The following is a 16270-nucleotide window of genomic DNA, read 5'->3' as shown; positions in this document are numbered from 1 at the left end:
TTAAAAACAATAGACATGAAAAAAATAATTATCATGGCAGTTATATTGATTAGTCAAACAATTGCTGCTCAAAAATACTTTACAAGAACAGGAACTACTCATTTTAAAGCTTCAGTTGAAGCATTTGAACCTGTAGAAGCTGTAAACAATAGCTCAACTGCTATAATTAAAAGTAGTACCGGAGACATTGCTGCCCAGTTATTTATTACTGCCTTTAAATTCGATGTTGCTTTAATGCAAGAACACTTTAATGAAAACTATATGGATAGTGATCAGTTTCCAAAAGCAACATTTAGAGGTAAATTAAAGGGATTTTCTTTAGAGAACTTAACTTCTGAAAAAGAATTCCCTTTAGAAGGAACCTTAACTGTTCGTGGTATTAAAAAAGAAATTAGTACTACAGCTTTAGTTTGTTTAAAGAATAATAAAATTGAATTAACAGCTAACTTTTCTGTACAACCTCAAGATTTTGGTATAAAAATACCAAGCATTGTACGTAAAAAAATAGCTGAACATATAAACATCTCTTTAGATTATGAATTGGTTGAAAAGAAATAAATTATTAGTAATACTACTTATTCTATTAGCAGGCGGATATTCAGCATATAAGTATTCTTATAAACCACATGAAACAATTGAAGAGTTAGCTATTGATTTCAACGGAAACGCAACAGAATTCTTACAAAAAGCAAGTCAAAATTTTGCTAACTGGAATACTAAAATTGTAGAAATATCTGGAGAAGTAACTGCTAAAGATGAAAACGGATTTACATTAAATAACCAAATCTATTGTCAACTTAAAAATATTGAAGATAACTCTTCAATAAAAGAAAATCAAACTATAAAAATTAAAGGTCGTGTTATAGGATACGATGATTTACTAGACGAATTAAAATTAGAACAATGCATACTAAAATAAAATACTTTTTCGCTTTTTTAATTGCTTTTACATCAATAAGCTCATTTGCTCAAGATGATTTATTAGATGAATTAGATAACGAAACAAAAAACGCAAAACAATTTGCTTTACCTGCTTTTAAAGCAATGCAAATAGGAAACTTACAATCTACCAAAATTGCTGATAAAGGTGATTTATATTTAATTGTATCCCACCGTTTTGGTTCATTAAAAGATGGCATTGATGAGTTTTTTGGATTAGACCAAGCCAATACTAAAATTCAATTAGCTTATAGCTTTTGGGACGGAGTTCAATTAAGTTTAAGTCGTGATAGTTTCGAAAAAACATATTCGGGTACTGCTAAAGTTCGTTTTACAAAACAATCTACCAAATTTCCTTTAAACTTAGTTGGATATGCGAGTGCAGATATTAATTCTGAAATTAAAAAAGCAAACTATCCTAATTTAAAGTTTGGTGACCGTATGAGCTACACAATGCAATTACTTGCTTCTCGTCGTGTATCTAAAAATTTCTCTTTAGAATTAGCACCTTCATTTGTACGTCAAAATTTACAAGATTTAAACTTTACTGGTGATAGAACACATAATCAATTTTTAATGGGATTAGGTGGTCGTTTAAAGGTAAGTAAACGTATGAGTCTTAATCTTGATTACGCATATAACTTTAACAAACATAAAGATTCAAAATATAACAATCCACTAACTCTTGGTATCGATATCGAAACTGGAGGACATGTATTTCAATTACTATTTTCAAATGCTAGAGGAAGTAACGATAGTGCTTTCTTAACTAAAGCGCAAGGAGATTGGGGTAAAGGAGATATCTCTTTTGGATTTAACGTTGTGAGAGTTTTTTAACCCCTCATTTTATTAAACTCTCCTTTTCATGTTGGGACTTTCTTTTAATTAAGAAAGTCCTTTTTTATTTACTTTCTAATTCTACTCAAGGTTTCTTGGCTAATACCTAACATAGAAGCAATATGACCCAAGTTTGCTATTTGAGTAATTTGTGGAAATACATTGGTTAGTAATTCATACTTTTCTTTAGCTGTTAAAAAGTAATAGCCTTTATAAAAATCATCAATCAAAGCTATTTGTTCTTCAATTAATAAACGACCAAATCTTTCCAATTCTGGGTAAGTTTGATATAACTCTTGCCAATCATCATAAGATACTGATACGATATCAGCGTCCGTAGTAACTTCAATATATTCAGACGATGGTTTTCTTAAAATATAACTGTGCCATGATGTAAAAACTGATTTCTCTGGATAAATCCAATTTGTGATGTCTTTTCCTTTTTGGAATAAATAAACCCTAACAATTCCATTTGAAGAAAAAAATAAATGATTACACGTTTTTCCTTCTTCAACAAGTAAATCACCTTTTTCGTAGTTTTTCTGTTTTGCTACTGCTTTAATAGCAATTATAGTTTCTTTAGAAAGAAATGCATATTGTTGTATAAATTCTATAAAATCTTCCATGCTGCTAATTTAATTAAATAGGTTTTATTGATAATTATTTTGTTCTAAAAAGATAATAAAACGGTAGGATTTAATTTCGTTCATTTTTTTAAACATGACCTTTATCATATTATTAGATATTCATTATATGGAAATTTGTCTAAATAATAAAAGACAGAAGACCATGAGAGCACAAAAGTTTCTTAGTATAGTATTAACATTAATCGCTACAATTTCTTATGCACAATTAACTATTGATGCAGAAATACGTCCAAGAGCAGAATATAGGCATGGATTTAAAACATTAATCCCAGATAATACAAATGCTGCATTATTTGTATCGCAAAGAACAAGGTTAAACACTAAATATTCGATTGATAAGTTGAACTTTTACATAAGCTTACAAGACGTTAGGGTTTGGGGAGATGTTCCTCAATTAAATGTTGTTGATGCTAACGGATTAAGTATACATCAAGCCTGGGCTGAAATCCTATTAGATTCTAATTTTGCTTTAAAATTAGGACGTCAAGAAGTTATATATGATGATCAAAGATTTTTTGGTAATGTAGGTTGGGCACAACAAGCACGTAGCCACGATATGGCTTTACTTAAATATAAGGATGGTACTTTTAAATTAGATGTTGGTTTAGCCTTTAACCAATCTAAAGAAAACTTAACAGGAACTAATCTTACAACTCCAAAAACATACAAATCAATGCAATATGCTTGGTTACATAAAGATTGGAGTAATTTCTCTGGAAGTTTCTTATTCTTAAACAACGGTATGCAAACACCAAATGGTTTAAAATACAGTCAAACCGTAGGAACACATTTAAAATCTAAAAAAGATAATTTAAGCCTTGTAGCAAACCTATATTATCAATTTGGTAACGACGCTGCAAACAGAGATTTAAGTGCATATTTATTAGGTTTAGAGGTAAACTATAAAACTTCAACTACTACAAAAGTAGGTTTAGGTGTAGAATTACAAAGTGGTAATAAAAACGGAGCTCCTGCCAATAATGAAAATAATGCATTTACTCCTTTCTATGGAACAAACCACAAGTTTAATGGATTAATGGACTACTTCTATGTAGGAAATCACATTAACAATGTAGGTTTATTAGATATCTATGCCAAAGCTAACTTTAAACTAAATGCTAAATCAGGATTAACAGCATTTATCCATAATTTCTCAGCTGCTGAAGAAATCAATAGCACTGTTTCAAAACAGTTAGGTACTGAATTAGATTTAGTGTATGGATACAAATTCACAAAAGAAATCGGATTTAAACTAGGATACTCACATATGTTCCCTACTGACGGTATGGAAGTATTAAAAGGAAATAGTGATAATAATACTAACAACTGGGCATGGGCCATGGTTACCATTAAACCAACATTATTCACTTCTAAAAAATAAGTACTATGGTAATGTCAAACGAAAAAACAGTTGCTGACTATGTAACTGAAAACATAAAAACAGCACATATATTCAAAAAACATGGAATAGATTTTTGCTGTGGAGGTGGAATTTCAATTGAAAAAGCTTGTGCTAAAAAAAATGTTGACCTAGCTGTTTTAGAAAAAGAACTTTCAGAGGTAGATGCAGTAAAAGATTTAATTGAAGATTATGATAAATGGGATTTAGATTTTTTAATGATTTACATAGAAAATGTTCATCATACTTATGTAAGAGAAAGCTTGCCTCTAATTTCTCAATATGCTAATAAAGTAGCTAAAGTTCACGGACATCATTATGAAGAAGTAGTAATTATTAATCAGTTATTTCATGAAGTAGCTAACGAGTTAACTTCTCATTTACAAAAAGAAGAACAAGTTTTATTTCCTTTAATAAAGCAATTAGTAACTGCAAAAAAAGAGGGTGCTAAAAACATCACTGCTCCTTTTGGCACCGTTAATAATCCTATTAAAATGATGGAGCATGAGCATGAAAATGCAGGAGATATTTTTAAAGAGATTTCAAGGTTAACCAACAATTACACTCCTCCAGCTGAAGCTTGTAATACATTTAAAGCATTGTATGCTAAATTAGAAGAGTTTGAACAAGACCTACATCAGCATATACATTTAGAAAATAATATTTTGCATCCTAAAGCAATTGAATTAGAACAAACATTTATATAATTAAATATAATTTAAACCATAAAAAGAAGCATCAAATTGATGCTTCTTTTTGTTAATTAAAAACTTATTTATTAAAAAACTCCATACACAATAAAGGGGAAATGTATGGAGTTCTTAAAAAATGAAGGGATCAATTAAAGTGAGAATCTTTTTGCTGCTTCTCTTTCTAGTTCTTCTCTAAAATTAGGATGCGCAATAGATATTAATGCTTTTGCTCTTTGTTTTAAACTTTTACCAAATAAGTTTACAACACCATATTCGGTTGCTACATAATGTACATGAGCTCTTGTAGTAGTAACCCCTGCCCCTTCTTTTAAAAACGGAGTGATTTTAGAAATTCCTTTTGGTGTCATTGATGGCATTGCTATAATTGCTTTTCCTTCTTTTGATAAGGATGCGCCACGAATAAAATCCATCTGACCACCAACACCAGAATACTGATATTTACCAATCGTATCAGCACAAACTTGACCTGTAAAATCAATTTCTATAGCACTATTAATCGCTGTCACTTTCGGATTTAGTTTTATAAGTGATGTATCGTTTGTATAACCTGCTTCCTTAAAATGTACTAGCGGATTATCATCAATAAAGTCATATAACTTTTGTGAACCGACTGCAAAACATGTTACAATTTTACCTGTTTTAATTTCTTTTTCTTCCCCAGTAATAATTCCTTTTTCTACTAAAGGAAGAATTCCGTCAGAAAACATTTCTGTATGAATACCTAATCGTTTATGATTAGTTAAATTGTGTAAAACTGCATTGGGTATATTACCAATTCCCATTTGCAAGGTTGCCCCATCATCAATTAATCCAGCTACGTGTTTTCCTATTTGAGATTCAGTTACTGAAGGAGTCCCAGTAATCGATGCATGGATTGGCTCATTGGTTTCTACAGCAAAATCAATATTTTTAATATGAATAATTCCATCTCCATGAGTTCTTGGTACATTCGGATTTATCTGTGCAATTACAATTTTTGCGGTTTGTATAGCTGGTAAGGTAATATCAACCGAAACACCTAAAGAACAATACCCATGTTTGTCTGGGGGAGAAACTTGAATAAATGCTACATCTAACGGATAAATATTACGTCGAAACATCCAATGTATTTCACTTAAAAATATTGGAATATAATCGCCATTATTAGTGTTTACACCTTTTCTAACATTATCTCCAACAAAACAACTCACTAACTTAAAAGAATCACTATACGGAGCTTCTAAATATTTTGCTTTACCATGCGTATGAATTTGAATTATTTCTACATTTTTTAAATCTTGATGTCTTTCACATAAACTATCAATCAATAAATTAGGAGTCATTGCAGCTCCTTGAAAAAACACTTTATCATTTGATTTTACAATTGACACAGCTTCTTGAGCTGTTACAATTTTTATATTTTTTGTCATTTATTCTATTCTAATTTTAATACAAATTTCTGAACTTAATTAGTGCTATTCCATGATAAAAATCATTCTTAAAAATATTTATTTAATTGTTTGTCTAAATACTTCCAACAATTAGCGTTTATAGTTTCAAAAATTGCTATTAACTCTTTACCGTAACTTGTTAATTTTGTTCCTCCGCCTCCACTTCCACCAATTGTTTTAATTACAACAGGATTTTCATAACTTTTATTCATAGAGTCAACTAAATTCCATGCTTTTTTATACGACATCCCTAATTCTTTGGCTGATTTAGATAAAGAATTTGTCCGATTAATCGATTTTAATAGCTTAACTCTTCCTTCTCCTAGAAATACCTTATCATCAGCTTCAATCCATATTCTACTCTTAATTTTATAAGTCATATTTCACGTTTTAATATGCTTCAAAATTAAATTGAACTTAAAAAGTTTGCTATGATTTTTATCATGTTCAAAAATTATTTAGAAAGAAAATAAACTGTTTAATTTTCATCAATCTTAATATCTTTCAAACCCTTATTCTTTAAACACCTAACTAAAAAACGCTATTTCCCTCAAAATATAACGATTTGATTTTTCGCTACTTATGACATATATCATGTTTTTTAAACTGATATATTTCTTAATTTGTTAAAGATTAAACAAACCATTTCAAATGCCAATAAAAAGTTATCTCGCCCATCCACTTGAAGGTAAAAAAGAAGAACTACAACAAGCTATTTCTTTACTAGATGGATGTGAAATAATTCCTGCAGAAAACAAAGATGTTTTAGTTGTTGTAACAGAAACAAAAGATGATGCGGAAGATAAAAGTTTAAAAGAAAGTATTGAAACCATAAAAAGTTTAAAACTACTAGCTCTGGTTTCAGGATTTAATACACCAAAAAAATAACATAAGATATGAGCGCCTCTTTATCAAGTAGACGAAGTTTTATTAAAAAAATGGCTGCTACAGCAGCAATGACAGCTGCAGCAACTATGTTTCCAGGAATCGTTTTTGCTAGCGAACAACTAGCAGGAGTACCTGAAGGAAGTTTAGATTGGAAAAAAGGACCTTGTCGTTTTTGCGGTGTGGGTTGCGGTATTTTAGTTGGTGTAGAAAACGGTAAAGCTGTTGCTGTAAAAGGTGATCCTAATTCTTCAGTCAACAAAGGGTTACTTTGTGTAAAAGGTTACCATCAAATAATGTGTATTCAAGCTAAAGACAGATTAGAACATGCACTGGTAAAAAAGAACGGTACCTATGTAAAAACACCAATCAATGAAGCTTTAGACATTGTTGCTAACAAAATGAAGGAAACCATTGAGAAACACGGTAAAGATTCTGTTGCAATGTACACATCTGGTCAGTCAACAATTCCAGAAGGCTATGTTGCTTCTAAATTCATGAAAGGCGCTATTGGAACCAATAATTTAGATTGTAATGCTCGTTTATGTATGGCTAGTGCTGTGGCAGGTTTCTTAACCACCTTCGGAGCAGATGAACCAATGGGTTGTTATGAAGATTTTGATTACGCAGATTACTATATTACTTGGGGAAATAATATGGCTGAAATGCACCCAGTATTATTTTCTAGAATGTTAGAAGAGAAAAATAGAAGAGGTGCTAAAATTATCGATTTTGCAACTAGAACAACACGTTCTAGTATGGCAGCCGATAGATCTATCTTATTCGAGCCTCAAACAGATTTGGCTGTTGGTAACGCTATCTGTTATGAAATAATTAATAATGGTTGGGTAAACAAATCGTTTGTAGAGAAGTACTGTAATTTTAGTAAGGGACTTACTAAAATGGGTTATGGTTTAGAAGACAAGTATAAGTTTAAAGATAAGCCTACAAAAATAAACTTTGAGGATTACAAAGCTTTTTTAGAAGATTATTCTCCAGAAAAAGTTTCTAAGTTAACAAAGGTTTCTGTAAAAGACATCAAATATTTAGCCGCTATATATGGTGATCCAAACAAAAAAGTAATGTCACTTTGGTGTATGGGCGTTAACCAACATACTAGAGGTACATGGATGAATAATATTATTTACAATATTCACTTATTAACGGGTAAAATATCAGAACCTGGTAATAGTCCATTCTCATTAACAGGACAACCATCTGCTTGTGGTACTGCTCGTGAAGTTGGAACGTTTACACACAAGTTACCAAAAGGAGTGGTAATGAATCCTAAGCATAGAGCTAAGGCTGCAAAAATTTGGAAAGTTCCAGTGGAAAAAATTCCATCAAAACCAACCTATCATGCTACCGAAATGTTTAGAGCTGTAGACAGAGGTGATATTAAATTTATATGGACACAAGCTGTAAACCCATTAGTGTCTTTACCAAGAACGAGTAGATTCCGTCCAGGAATGGAAAAAGAATCATGTTTTGTAGTTGTTTCAGATGTATTCCCTACCCCAACTTCGGATGTTGCTGATGTTATTTTACCAGCATCATGGCATATTGAAAAATCTGGATTATATGGTAATTCAGAAAGAAGAACACAACACTGGGATCAAATGGTTGAAGGACCGGGAGAAACAACTCCAGACGCTTGGATGTTTATAGAAGTTGCAAAACGTATGGGATACGGAGATTTATTCCCATATTCAAAAGAAAATCACGTAGAAGAGATTTATAATGAGTACCGTCAATTCCATGCTGGTAAGAAACACGAAATGGCGCCTCTTGAAGTTCTTAAAAAAGAATCTGGAGCTATATGGCCGTATGTAGATGGAAAATCAACACAATGGCGTTTTAATGCTAAATATGATCCAGCATGTAGTAACGGAGAAGAATTCCATTTTTATGGAAAACCAGATGGAAAAGCTGTCATATGGCAACGACCATACGAACCAGCACCAGAAATGCCAGATAATGAATATCCGTTTTGGTTAAATACAGGTCGTGTAATCGAGCATTGGCACACTGGCTCTATGACACGTAGAATACCTGTTTTACACAAAGCAATGCCACACGCCTATGTTGAATTTCATCCAGACGATGCAGCAGCATTAGGCATTAGAAATGGAGCAAAAGTAAAAGTCTCATCTCGTAGAGGTTCTTGTATTTTACCTGCATCTATTAACGAAAGAGGTTTACCAACAAAAGGACAAATATTTGTACCATTTTTTGATGAAAACATGCTAATTAACGACGTTACATTAGATGCTTTTTGTCCGATCTCTAAAGAACCAGATTACAAAAAGTGTGCAGTTAAAGTAGAAAAAGTATAGAATCATGAGAAAACGACTCGGTATTATATTTTTATTTGTTATGCTGTTTATCTCTTTTATAACACTGTGGAATTACAGTTACTATAAAGGGAAAGAAGAAGCATACGTACCAATAGATAAGACATCTAAAGCACCAATAATTCCAAATGAAAAAGGTGTTTTTAAACGATCAGAGCATGCTTTAGATTATGTTAATATGCCAATTGATGAAAACCATCAGCGAAGCATAAATACCTATTATAAGAATAGGGAATTTTATGGAGGACCACCTAGCATTCCTCACAAGGTACAAAGTGAGCGAAACATGGGAGATAATAGTTGCTTAAAATGTCATGAAAATGGCGGATATGTTGAAAAGTTTAAAGCCTACACACCTGTTACTCCACATCCTGAATTGGTAAACTGTCGTCAGTGTCATGTACCTGAAAAAAGTAAAACACTATTTGTTGCCAATAACTTTAAGAAAGGAACTATTCCTAGTGTTGGAACTAATAACGCTTTATTAGGAAGCCCTCCTGCAATTCCGCATCAATTACAAATGAGAGAAAATTGTTTGTCATGCCATGCAGGACCTAGTGCTCCTAAAGAAATTAGAGTTACACATCCTGAAAGAGTTAACTGTCGTCAATGTCATGTTCCTAACAATAAAGTAACCGTAGATATTGGTTCTTTTATCAGAAAATTTGAAAACTAATGAAAATACATCGCTATATATATAACTTAACCTATTGCTTATTAATAGTTATTTTAATGACTTCTTGTAAGCACGATAAAGAACACGAATACCATAGTGTTACTGATAAAATTGAAGCTGAAAGTAAAAACTATAAAGGAATTAAAACTAGTTCAGAAACTTTTATAGATGGTATGAACTTATTTGAAGTTACTGAAAATGAAATCACTTTTTTAATTCCAACTAGAAAAGATAAGATTAAATCTTATAAGTGTACAGAATGCCACACACAGCCATTGGCTAAAATGCAAACTAACGATATAAAGAAAGCACACTGGAATATTAAAATAAATCATGCTGATGCCAATACAATGAACTGTGTTACTTGCCATAATAGCGATAATATGAATGATTTAAAAAGCATTACAGGTCATAGTATCGATCTTAACAAAAGTTACAAATTATGTAGCCAGTGTCATCAAAAACAATACAAAGATTGGACAGGTGGCGCACATGGTAAAAGAATAGAAAGTTGGGCGAACCCTAGAGCATCTATGACATGTGTAAATTGCCATAACCCTCACTCTCCAGGTTTCGATACCAAGTGGCCAGCAAGATTTAATACTCAAAAAGTAAAAGAACGTAAATAACTTAGGCATGAGCGATAACAAAAAGAAATGGTTTACTCTAAACCTAAATAGCAAGCACAAACAAACATCGAGCTCTTGTGGTTGCGGTAAAACTTCTGGTGGATGTAATTCTCATCAACCTAAAAAAGAAGAATTAAGTAATGATGCCTTTTTTGAAGCTGCAGTAGATGCTTCTATTGGAGATGAAAGACATAAAGATGGTTTTGATCAAGTTTTTGATGTAAAAATGGATCGTAGATCTGCCTTTAAAAAACTAACGGCTAGTTTATTAATCGGTGCAGGAGCAGCTGCTTCATGTACAAGTGTAACATCTAGTAGCGAATCTAAAGAAAAAGCACAAATAGATTGGGAGGAGCAATTTAAAGGAAACTATAAATTGATGGACGATAAAGAGAAGTCTGCTACTGTGGATAGATTGGTTCGTTCATATCAGTTAAGAACTGGTAAAAATATTAACATGTCTTCTAAAAATGCAGAAGAAGATGTGTTATTTGGATATGCTTTCAATATTTCAAAATGTCAAGGGTATATGGATTGTGTGAGTGCTTGTGTTGAAGAAAATAACCAAGATAGAAACTCAGAAATGCAGTATATCCGTATTCATGAAATGAAAGATGGTAAAGGCTTCAATTTTAATGAAGCTGACGACAATTACTATCATGAAGTTCCAGCTGAAGGGCACTTTTATATGGGTACACAGTGTTTTCATTGTGATAATCCACCATGTGTAGAAGTATGTCCAGTACAAGCAACATGGCGAGAAGAAGATGGTTTAGTTGTAGTTGATTATGATTGGTGTGTAGGTTGTAGATACTGTATGGCAGCTTGCCCTTACGATGGTCGTCGTTTTAACTGGAGCAAACCAGAAGTTCCTGAAGAAGAAATCAATAAAAATCAACATTATCTAGGGAACAGAATGCGTAAGAAAGGGGTTATGGAAAAATGTACTTTTTGTGTACAACGATCTAGAGCTGGTAAAAACCCTGCTTGCGTTGAGGCTTGTCCTACTGGCGCACGTATTTTTGGAAACTTATTAGATCCTAATAGTACCATTAGATGGGTGTTGGAAAACAAGAAAGTATTCAGATTAAAAGAAGATTTAGGTACCGAGCCAAAGTTCTGGTACTTCATGGACTAAAAAATATAGAATGAAAACATTGAAAGTTTTTGGAAGCTTAATAAAAGATAGTTTAGATACAATAACAAAAGGCTCTAAAACATACCATTTATGGATGGGCTTTTTAACCTTAATAATGTTAATTGGTATGTATTGTTACTCGATCCAATTAGATCAAGGATTGAGTGTTACCGGTATGACTGATCGAGTAAGTTGGGGATTGTATATTTCTAATTTTACATTTTTAGTCGGTGTGGCAGCAGCAGCAGTAATGCTAGTAATGCCAACTTATGTTTTAAAGGATATTGATTTTAAACAAGCTGTTTTAATCGGTGAAGGATTGGCTGTTGCTGCATTAATAATGTGTTTAGCTTTTGTAGTTGCCGATATGGGAGGACCATCAGTTTTATGGCATATGCTACCAGGAATTGGCGTTTTTAATTTTCCTAATTCTATGCTTACTTGGGATGTTATTGCTTTAAACGGATATTTATTTATCAATATTAGCATTCCGTTGTATATCTTATTCAGGCATTATCAAGGAAAAGAATCTAAAAAAAGTGTGTATTTACCAGGAGCCTTAATCTCTGTATTTTGGGCTGTGGGAATTCATTTAGTTACTGCTTTTTTATACCAAGGATTACAAGCAAGACCCTTTTGGAACAATGCTTTATTAGGGCCTCGTTTTTTAGCATCAGCTTTTGCAGCAGGACCTGCTTTAATTATTTTAGTACTGGCAATTATTAGAGGTTTTACTGATTTTAAAATTGAAGATAAAACCATAAAAAAAATAGCTTTAGTTGTTACTGTTGCCGCACAGGTAAACATCATCATGTTAGTTTCTGAGCTGTTTAAAGAATTCTATGCCCCTACGCACCATAGTGAAAGCGCTTACTATTTATTCTTTGGTTTAGACGGAAAAACAGCTTTATTACCTTGGATTTGGACAGCAATATCAATGAATGTATTAGCTACAGTTATTCTTACATTCCATAAGTTACGTAACAATTTAAATGTACTTTATTTTGCTTGTATCCTTTTATTTGTTGCTATTTGGATTGAAAAAGGTTTCGGACTAATTGTTCCTGGCTTTATCCCTGGACCATATGGCAAAATTGCTGAATATACTCCTACAGGAATAGAAATTGGTGTAACTTTAGGTATTTGGGCAATGGGAGCTTTAATATTTACCGTATTAGCCAGAACTGCTATTGGTATAGAAACGGGTAAGTTGAGATATAAAAAGTAGCTAATTAATAATTAGCTACTTTTTATAAAACTTCAAAGACTTTATTAACATGAACAACAATCAGTATTCGATTCTGTTTCATTAAAAGAACAATCTAAACCTTCATCTATTGCTTTTTTTAACTGATGAAAAGCTTGTTGAATTTTAGATAATGGTGAAGCTACATTCATACGCATAAATTGTGTATGCGAGCCTTCAAACCAATCACCAGGGGTTAAAGCTAATTTTGCTTGGTTTACAACCAAATACTTTAAAGCGGCATCAGATAGATTAAGCTTACTAAAATCTAACCAGATTTGGTAAGTTCCTTCAGGTTTAAAAAGTGTTACTTCTGGTAATTCATTTTTAACAAAATCTTCAATCCAATCCATTGTTTTTTCAAGGTAGATTAGTAAATCATTTAACCACTCCTCTCCTTTTGTATAAGCAGCTATTGTAGCATTAGCAGAATGTATGCTTCCATGATCTAAATATAAAGAACCAATGGTGTGTTTTACTTGTTTTAGTGTTTTTTGATTTGAGATATATAAATAACCATTAGAAATACTCTGCATACCAAATGTCTTTGCTGGTGAACCTAAAACAGCAATATGCTTCTCACTATTATTTAAAGAAACTATACTATTAAATTTAGAGCCAGAATACACAATATCTGAATGAATTTCATCACTAATAATCGTAACATCATATAGGTTTGCAAGGTTTACTAGTTTTTGTAATTCTTCTTTTGTCCAAACACGACCAATTGGATTGTGTGGATTACAAAGTAAGATGGCTTTAATATTAAGTGTTTTAAGTTTGCGTTCAATATCTTCAAAATCCATTTGATAGTGACCATCATCAACTTTTAATTTATTATGAATCACTTTTCGACCAGAGGATTCAATAACTTTAAAAAATTGATGATACACTGGTGTTTGTACTAGTATGCCATCTCCTTCTTTAGATAGTTCTCTAATTAATATACCTATTCCTGTAAGAACACCTGAAACTTGTACAAACGATTTAGGATTTAACTGTAATTGATGACGCTTTAAATTCCAATCTGAAATAGATTTAAAAACTTCTCCAGTATTAAATTCATAGGCATATATATTACGTGTTACCAATTTTTGTAACGCTTCTTGTATAGGCTTTGCTATTTCAAAATCCATATCTGCAATCCATAAAGGCATCACATCAGTTGCACCAAACATACCTTTTAAATAATTTGGATTGCTTTTTGCAAAATTATTCTTTACTGTTTGTATTTTATCAAATTGACTCATTCTTTAATATTTTAATATTTATATCCAACCTAATAACAAACCAAAACCAAACGTAATTAGGGCTACACCCGATATTTGACTTATAAGTTGTTTGTTTTGTAATAGTTTATCTGAAAATTTATTGAAGCCAAAACCAAAACCAACTAATAAAGCTCCTAAAGGAATACTATAACCTATAGCAAATACAAATAAAGTAAACCAACTCATTAATAAACTTCCTTGAAGATAAGAAGTTCCTAAAATTATTGGGAAAATTGGGCTACAACCAACAGAACATGCCGTTGCAAAGCCTCCTAATATTAATCCAAAAAGAAAACTTTTATTAGCTAATTTTGATACTTTAGAAGACAAATTTAGACCAACTTTTAAGCTAAAAGGAAGCATATTTAAACTTGAAAGTCCTAAATAAACAACTAAAACGCCAGCAATTATAGTCCAATATTGACCAACTATTTGACCAATTGAAGCACTAATTAAACCTGTTAAAGCTCCTACAAGTGATAATGAGATAATGTTTCCTAATAAAAATGAAAATCCTGTTTTTAAATGAGAAGCTTTGTTTTTAGAACTAGTTTCTGAGCCAGCATAACTCGTAATTGCTGCCAAAACACCAACATTACAAGCAGAACCAACTGCAGCAACCAGACCTAACACAAAAATAGCTATAAAAAAAAGTGGTGAGTTTAGTTGACCTTCAATAACACCATTAGTCCACTGTTGAATATTTTCTAACATCCTTATTAATTTGTTTTTTTAGAACCAGAACAAGCTGCTTTTTGTTGAGGTGTGCAAGAGACTTTAGCTTTTAAGTCATACGATGTGTTGTTTTTTTCTGCACAAGCTGCTTTCTCTGCTGGTGAGCATGAAGCTTTTGGAGTTAAGACAACATCATATGCTCTAATTAATTTAGCTGAATTCACCTCAGATCCATTAATAATTAAAGCACTCTTTCCTAGAACAACAATTGATGGCGTTTCTTCAATTTTTAATTTTGAAACAACGTCTTGGTAATTTGGATTATTAGCCTCTAAAGCAAGAAAATGAGCTGAGCCATCTGTTTCATTTAATTCGTTAATAATACTTTCTACTTTCAAAGTGATTTCTTGATTCTGATTAGTATTATTACCTTTTAAAACTACATAAGCTACCTTTTTATCTGTTTTTATCCATTCAAAATCAGCAATAGATAGTGTTGGAGTATTTGCAGCTGTAATACAAGATATTTCGGCTTTAGACGAACCTTTAAAAGCTGTCATAAAAGCAAAAATTAATGCTAGCCCTAAAATGCCTAATCCAATTTTTTTCTTCATTCTTCCATTCTTGTTTTTTGAATTAGTATTTGATGTACAACAATCAGTATTATTTTTTGATTCTTGATTAGGTGTACAGCCATTTGCGTTGTTTGAATTATCCATTCTGTTTATTTATAAGTTATTTTCAATCTATAGACGCAACATCTTAAAAAAGACGCAAAAAAAATTGCCTCACAATTAAGTAAAGTAATTTTTACTATATGTCAATCTGCTAAAACTATTTTTCAGCATACACACCAAGGCTAACAACAGCATTATCACTTGCCTTGAATTTTTCTAATTCTTCAGGACAACATACATATTCTAGTAATACATCATCTGGTATATTTATTATTCGTTCTTTAGTGATTGTAATATTTTTAAATCCAGCTTCTTTTATCGCATTTATATAATCTTCTTGCTCAAGTGCTCCGGAAATACAACCAGCATACATTTCTGCAGCTTCCTTAATCCCTTTTGGCAAATTACCTCTCAATACAATATCTGACATACTAAAGTGTCCCCCAGGTTTTAATATACGATAAACTTCTTCGTAGGCTTTCTTTTTATCTGGAACCAAGTTCAATACACAGTTACTTACAGAAACATCAATTGAATTATCATTTAAAGGAAGTGCTTCTATTTCGCCTAAAACAAAATCTACATTAGTATACCCTAGTTTTTGTTTATTTTCATTGGCTTTTTCAATCATAGCTTCTGTCATATCTACACCGATTACATGACCAGATTCTCCAACAATTCTTCTTGCTACGAAGACATCATTACCAGCACCAGAACCTAAATCTAGAACAGTATCTCCTTCTTTAATTTTTGC

18 protein-coding genes (1 of these 18 cut by a window edge) are annotated in these 16270 nt (G+C 31.9%); 11 read left to right on the top strand and 7 right to left on the bottom strand.

Annotated elements, in window-relative coordinates; all coding sequences use genetic code 11:
* Positions 1-15: 15 nt before the first annotated feature.
* From H3Z83_RS12420 to H3Z83_RS12410, 3 genes are read left to right on the top strand one after another with little or no spacing between them, the layout of a single operon-like run.
* Entirely contained in the window at positions 16-558 is a 543-nt protein-coding gene (locus H3Z83_RS12420; protein WP_182125818.1) for a YceI family protein, read from the top strand.
* On the top strand, positions 536-919 hold the full coding sequence (locus H3Z83_RS12415; RefSeq protein WP_182125817.1) for a hypothetical protein: 384 nt from the start codon (positions 536-538) through the stop codon (positions 917-919). The genes H3Z83_RS12420 and H3Z83_RS12415 overlap by 23 nt, the downstream gene beginning before the upstream one ends.
* A complete protein-coding gene (locus tag H3Z83_RS12410; protein ID WP_182125816.1) occupies positions 904-1776 on the top strand; it encodes a DUF5777 family beta-barrel protein in 873 nt (290 codons plus the stop codon). Before H3Z83_RS12415 ends, H3Z83_RS12410 begins: the two co-directional genes overlap by 16 nt.
* 68 nt (positions 1777-1844) lie before the next feature.
* On the opposite strand, the gene H3Z83_RS12405 is transcribed toward H3Z83_RS12410, so the two are convergent.
* A complete protein-coding gene (locus tag H3Z83_RS12405) occupies positions 1845-2402 on the bottom strand; it encodes a Crp/Fnr family transcriptional regulator (RefSeq protein ID WP_182125815.1) in 558 nt (185 codons plus the stop codon).
* 163 nt (positions 2403-2565) lie between these two features.
* On the opposite strand from H3Z83_RS12405, the gene H3Z83_RS12400 reads away from it, so the two are divergent.
* Entirely contained in the window at positions 2566-3804 is a 1239-nt protein-coding gene (locus H3Z83_RS12400) for an alginate export family protein (protein ID WP_182125814.1), read from the top strand.
* 5 nt (positions 3805-3809) lie between these two features.
* Positions 3810-4529 (top strand): iron-sulfur cluster repair di-iron protein, encoded by a 720-nt coding sequence (ric, locus tag H3Z83_RS12395; RefSeq protein WP_182125813.1) that lies wholly within the window; start codon positions 3810-3812, stop codon positions 4527-4529.
* 134 nt (positions 4530-4663) lie between these two features.
* Here the strand turns inward: ric and H3Z83_RS12390 are convergent, their stop codons facing one another.
* Entirely contained in the window at positions 4664-5944 is a 1281-nt protein-coding gene (locus H3Z83_RS12390) for an acetyl-CoA hydrolase/transferase family protein (protein ID WP_182125812.1), read from the bottom strand.
* A 68-nt stretch (positions 5945-6012) separates the two neighbouring features.
* A complete protein-coding gene (locus H3Z83_RS12385; RefSeq protein ID WP_182125811.1) occupies positions 6013-6345 on the bottom strand; it encodes a winged helix-turn-helix domain-containing protein in 333 nt (110 codons plus the stop codon).
* Positions 6346-6616: 271 nt separating this feature from the next.
* On the opposite strand from H3Z83_RS12385, the gene H3Z83_RS12380 reads away from it, so the two are divergent.
* From H3Z83_RS12380 to dsrP, 6 genes are read left to right on the top strand one after another with little or no spacing between them, the layout of a single operon-like run.
* Positions 6617-6853 carry a hypothetical protein gene (locus H3Z83_RS12380; RefSeq protein ID WP_182125810.1) on the top strand — a complete coding sequence of 79 codons (237 nt, stop codon included), beginning with the start codon at positions 6617-6619 and terminating at the stop codon, positions 6851-6853.
* An 8-nt stretch (positions 6854-6861) separates the two neighbouring features.
* Positions 6862-9186 carry a molybdopterin-dependent oxidoreductase gene (locus H3Z83_RS12375; protein ID WP_182125809.1) on the top strand — a complete coding sequence of 775 codons (2325 nt, stop codon included), beginning with the start codon at positions 6862-6864 and terminating at the stop codon, positions 9184-9186.
* A 4-nt stretch (positions 9187-9190) separates the two neighbouring features.
* Positions 9191-9880: a nitrate reductase cytochrome c-type subunit gene (locus H3Z83_RS12370; protein ID WP_246337577.1), complete on the top strand. Its 690-nt coding sequence runs from the start codon at positions 9191-9193 to the stop codon at positions 9878-9880.
* Positions 9880-10509, top strand: a complete 630-nt coding sequence (locus H3Z83_RS12365) for a multiheme c-type cytochrome (RefSeq protein WP_182125808.1) — start codon at positions 9880-9882, stop codon at positions 10507-10509. Before H3Z83_RS12370 ends, H3Z83_RS12365 begins: the two co-directional genes overlap by 1 nt.
* A gap of 7 nt (positions 10510-10516) precedes the next feature.
* Positions 10517-11647, top strand: a complete 1131-nt coding sequence (locus tag H3Z83_RS12360) for a 4Fe-4S dicluster domain-containing protein (protein ID WP_182125807.1) — start codon at positions 10517-10519, stop codon at positions 11645-11647.
* A gap of 10 nt (positions 11648-11657) precedes the next feature.
* Positions 11658-12875 carry a sulfate reduction electron transfer complex DsrMKJOP subunit DsrP gene (gene dsrP / locus H3Z83_RS12355; RefSeq protein WP_182125806.1) on the top strand — a complete coding sequence of 406 codons (1218 nt, stop codon included), beginning with the start codon at positions 11658-11660 and terminating at the stop codon, positions 12873-12875.
* A 44-nt stretch (positions 12876-12919) separates the two neighbouring features.
* On the opposite strand, the gene H3Z83_RS12350 is transcribed toward dsrP, so the two are convergent.
* From H3Z83_RS12350 to arsM, 4 genes are all read right to left on the bottom strand, one after another.
* A complete protein-coding gene (locus tag H3Z83_RS12350; RefSeq protein WP_182125805.1) occupies positions 12920-14143 on the bottom strand; it encodes a MalY/PatB family protein in 1224 nt (407 codons plus the stop codon).
* Between the two features lie 18 nt (positions 14144-14161).
* On the bottom strand, positions 14162-14878 hold the full coding sequence (locus H3Z83_RS12345; RefSeq protein WP_182125804.1) for a cytochrome c biogenesis CcdA family protein: 717 nt from the start codon (positions 14876-14878) through the stop codon (positions 14162-14164).
* Between the two features lie 5 nt (positions 14879-14883).
* A complete protein-coding gene (locus H3Z83_RS12340; protein ID WP_182125803.1) occupies positions 14884-15558 on the bottom strand; it encodes a hypothetical protein in 675 nt (224 codons plus the stop codon).
* A gap of 115 nt (positions 15559-15673) precedes the next feature.
* Positions 15674-16270 carry the 3' portion of an arsenite methyltransferase gene (gene arsM, locus H3Z83_RS12335; protein ID WP_182125802.1) on the bottom strand. 195 nt of this gene lie beyond the right edge of the window, so 597 of the gene's 792 nt are visible here — the last part of the coding sequence; its start codon lies off the right edge, out of view; the stop codon is at positions 15674-15676.

The organism is Tenacibaculum pelagium, assembly GCF_014062345.1.
GTDB lineage: Bacteria > Bacteroidota > Bacteroidia > Flavobacteriales > Flavobacteriaceae > Polaribacter > Polaribacter pelagius.
Note: the sequence above shows the minus strand (reverse complement) of the source record. Positions and strands in the feature narration are given on the sequence as shown.

What these genes read in the sequence shown, in the direction of transcription:
- H3Z83_RS12420 (WP_182125818.1), top strand. Translation starts at nt 16, where the DNA reads ATGAAAAAAATAATTATCATGGCAGTTATATTGATTAGTCAAACAATT.
- H3Z83_RS12415 (WP_182125817.1), top strand. Translation starts at nt 536, where the DNA reads ATGAATTGGTTGAAAAGAAATAAATTATTAGTAATACTACTTATTCTA.
- H3Z83_RS12410 (WP_182125816.1), top strand. Translation starts at nt 904, where the DNA reads ATGCATACTAAAATAAAATACTTTTTCGCTTTTTTAATTGCTTTTACA.
- H3Z83_RS12405 (WP_182125815.1), bottom strand. Translation starts at nt 2,402, where the DNA reads ATGGAAGATTTTATAGAATTTATACAACAATATGCATTTCTTTCTAAA.
- H3Z83_RS12400 (WP_182125814.1), top strand. Translation starts at nt 2,566, where the DNA reads ATGAGAGCACAAAAGTTTCTTAGTATAGTATTAACATTAATCGCTACA.
- ric (WP_182125813.1), top strand. Translation starts at nt 3,810, where the DNA reads ATGGTAATGTCAAACGAAAAAACAGTTGCTGACTATGTAACTGAAAAC.
- H3Z83_RS12390 (WP_182125812.1), bottom strand. Translation starts at nt 5,944, where the DNA reads ATGACAAAAAATATAAAAATTGTAACAGCTCAAGAAGCTGTGTCAATT.
- H3Z83_RS12385 (WP_182125811.1), bottom strand. Translation starts at nt 6,345, where the DNA reads ATGACTTATAAAATTAAGAGTAGAATATGGATTGAAGCTGATGATAAG.
- H3Z83_RS12380 (WP_182125810.1), top strand. Translation starts at nt 6,617, where the DNA reads ATGCCAATAAAAAGTTATCTCGCCCATCCACTTGAAGGTAAAAAAGAA.
- H3Z83_RS12375 (WP_182125809.1), top strand. Translation starts at nt 6,862, where the DNA reads ATGAGCGCCTCTTTATCAAGTAGACGAAGTTTTATTAAAAAAATGGCT.
- H3Z83_RS12370 (WP_246337577.1), top strand. Translation starts at nt 9,191, where the DNA reads ATGAGAAAACGACTCGGTATTATATTTTTATTTGTTATGCTGTTTATC.
- H3Z83_RS12365 (WP_182125808.1), top strand. Translation starts at nt 9,880, where the DNA reads ATGAAAATACATCGCTATATATATAACTTAACCTATTGCTTATTAATA.
- H3Z83_RS12360 (WP_182125807.1), top strand. Translation starts at nt 10,517, where the DNA reads ATGAGCGATAACAAAAAGAAATGGTTTACTCTAAACCTAAATAGCAAG.
- dsrP (WP_182125806.1), top strand. Translation starts at nt 11,658, where the DNA reads ATGAAAACATTGAAAGTTTTTGGAAGCTTAATAAAAGATAGTTTAGAT.
- H3Z83_RS12350 (WP_182125805.1), bottom strand. Translation starts at nt 14,143, where the DNA reads ATGAGTCAATTTGATAAAATACAAACAGTAAAGAATAATTTTGCAAAA.
- H3Z83_RS12345 (WP_182125804.1), bottom strand. Translation starts at nt 14,878, where the DNA reads ATGTTAGAAAATATTCAACAGTGGACTAATGGTGTTATTGAAGGTCAA.
- H3Z83_RS12340 (WP_182125803.1), bottom strand. Translation starts at nt 15,558, where the DNA reads ATGGATAATTCAAACAACGCAAATGGCTGTACACCTAATCAAGAATCA.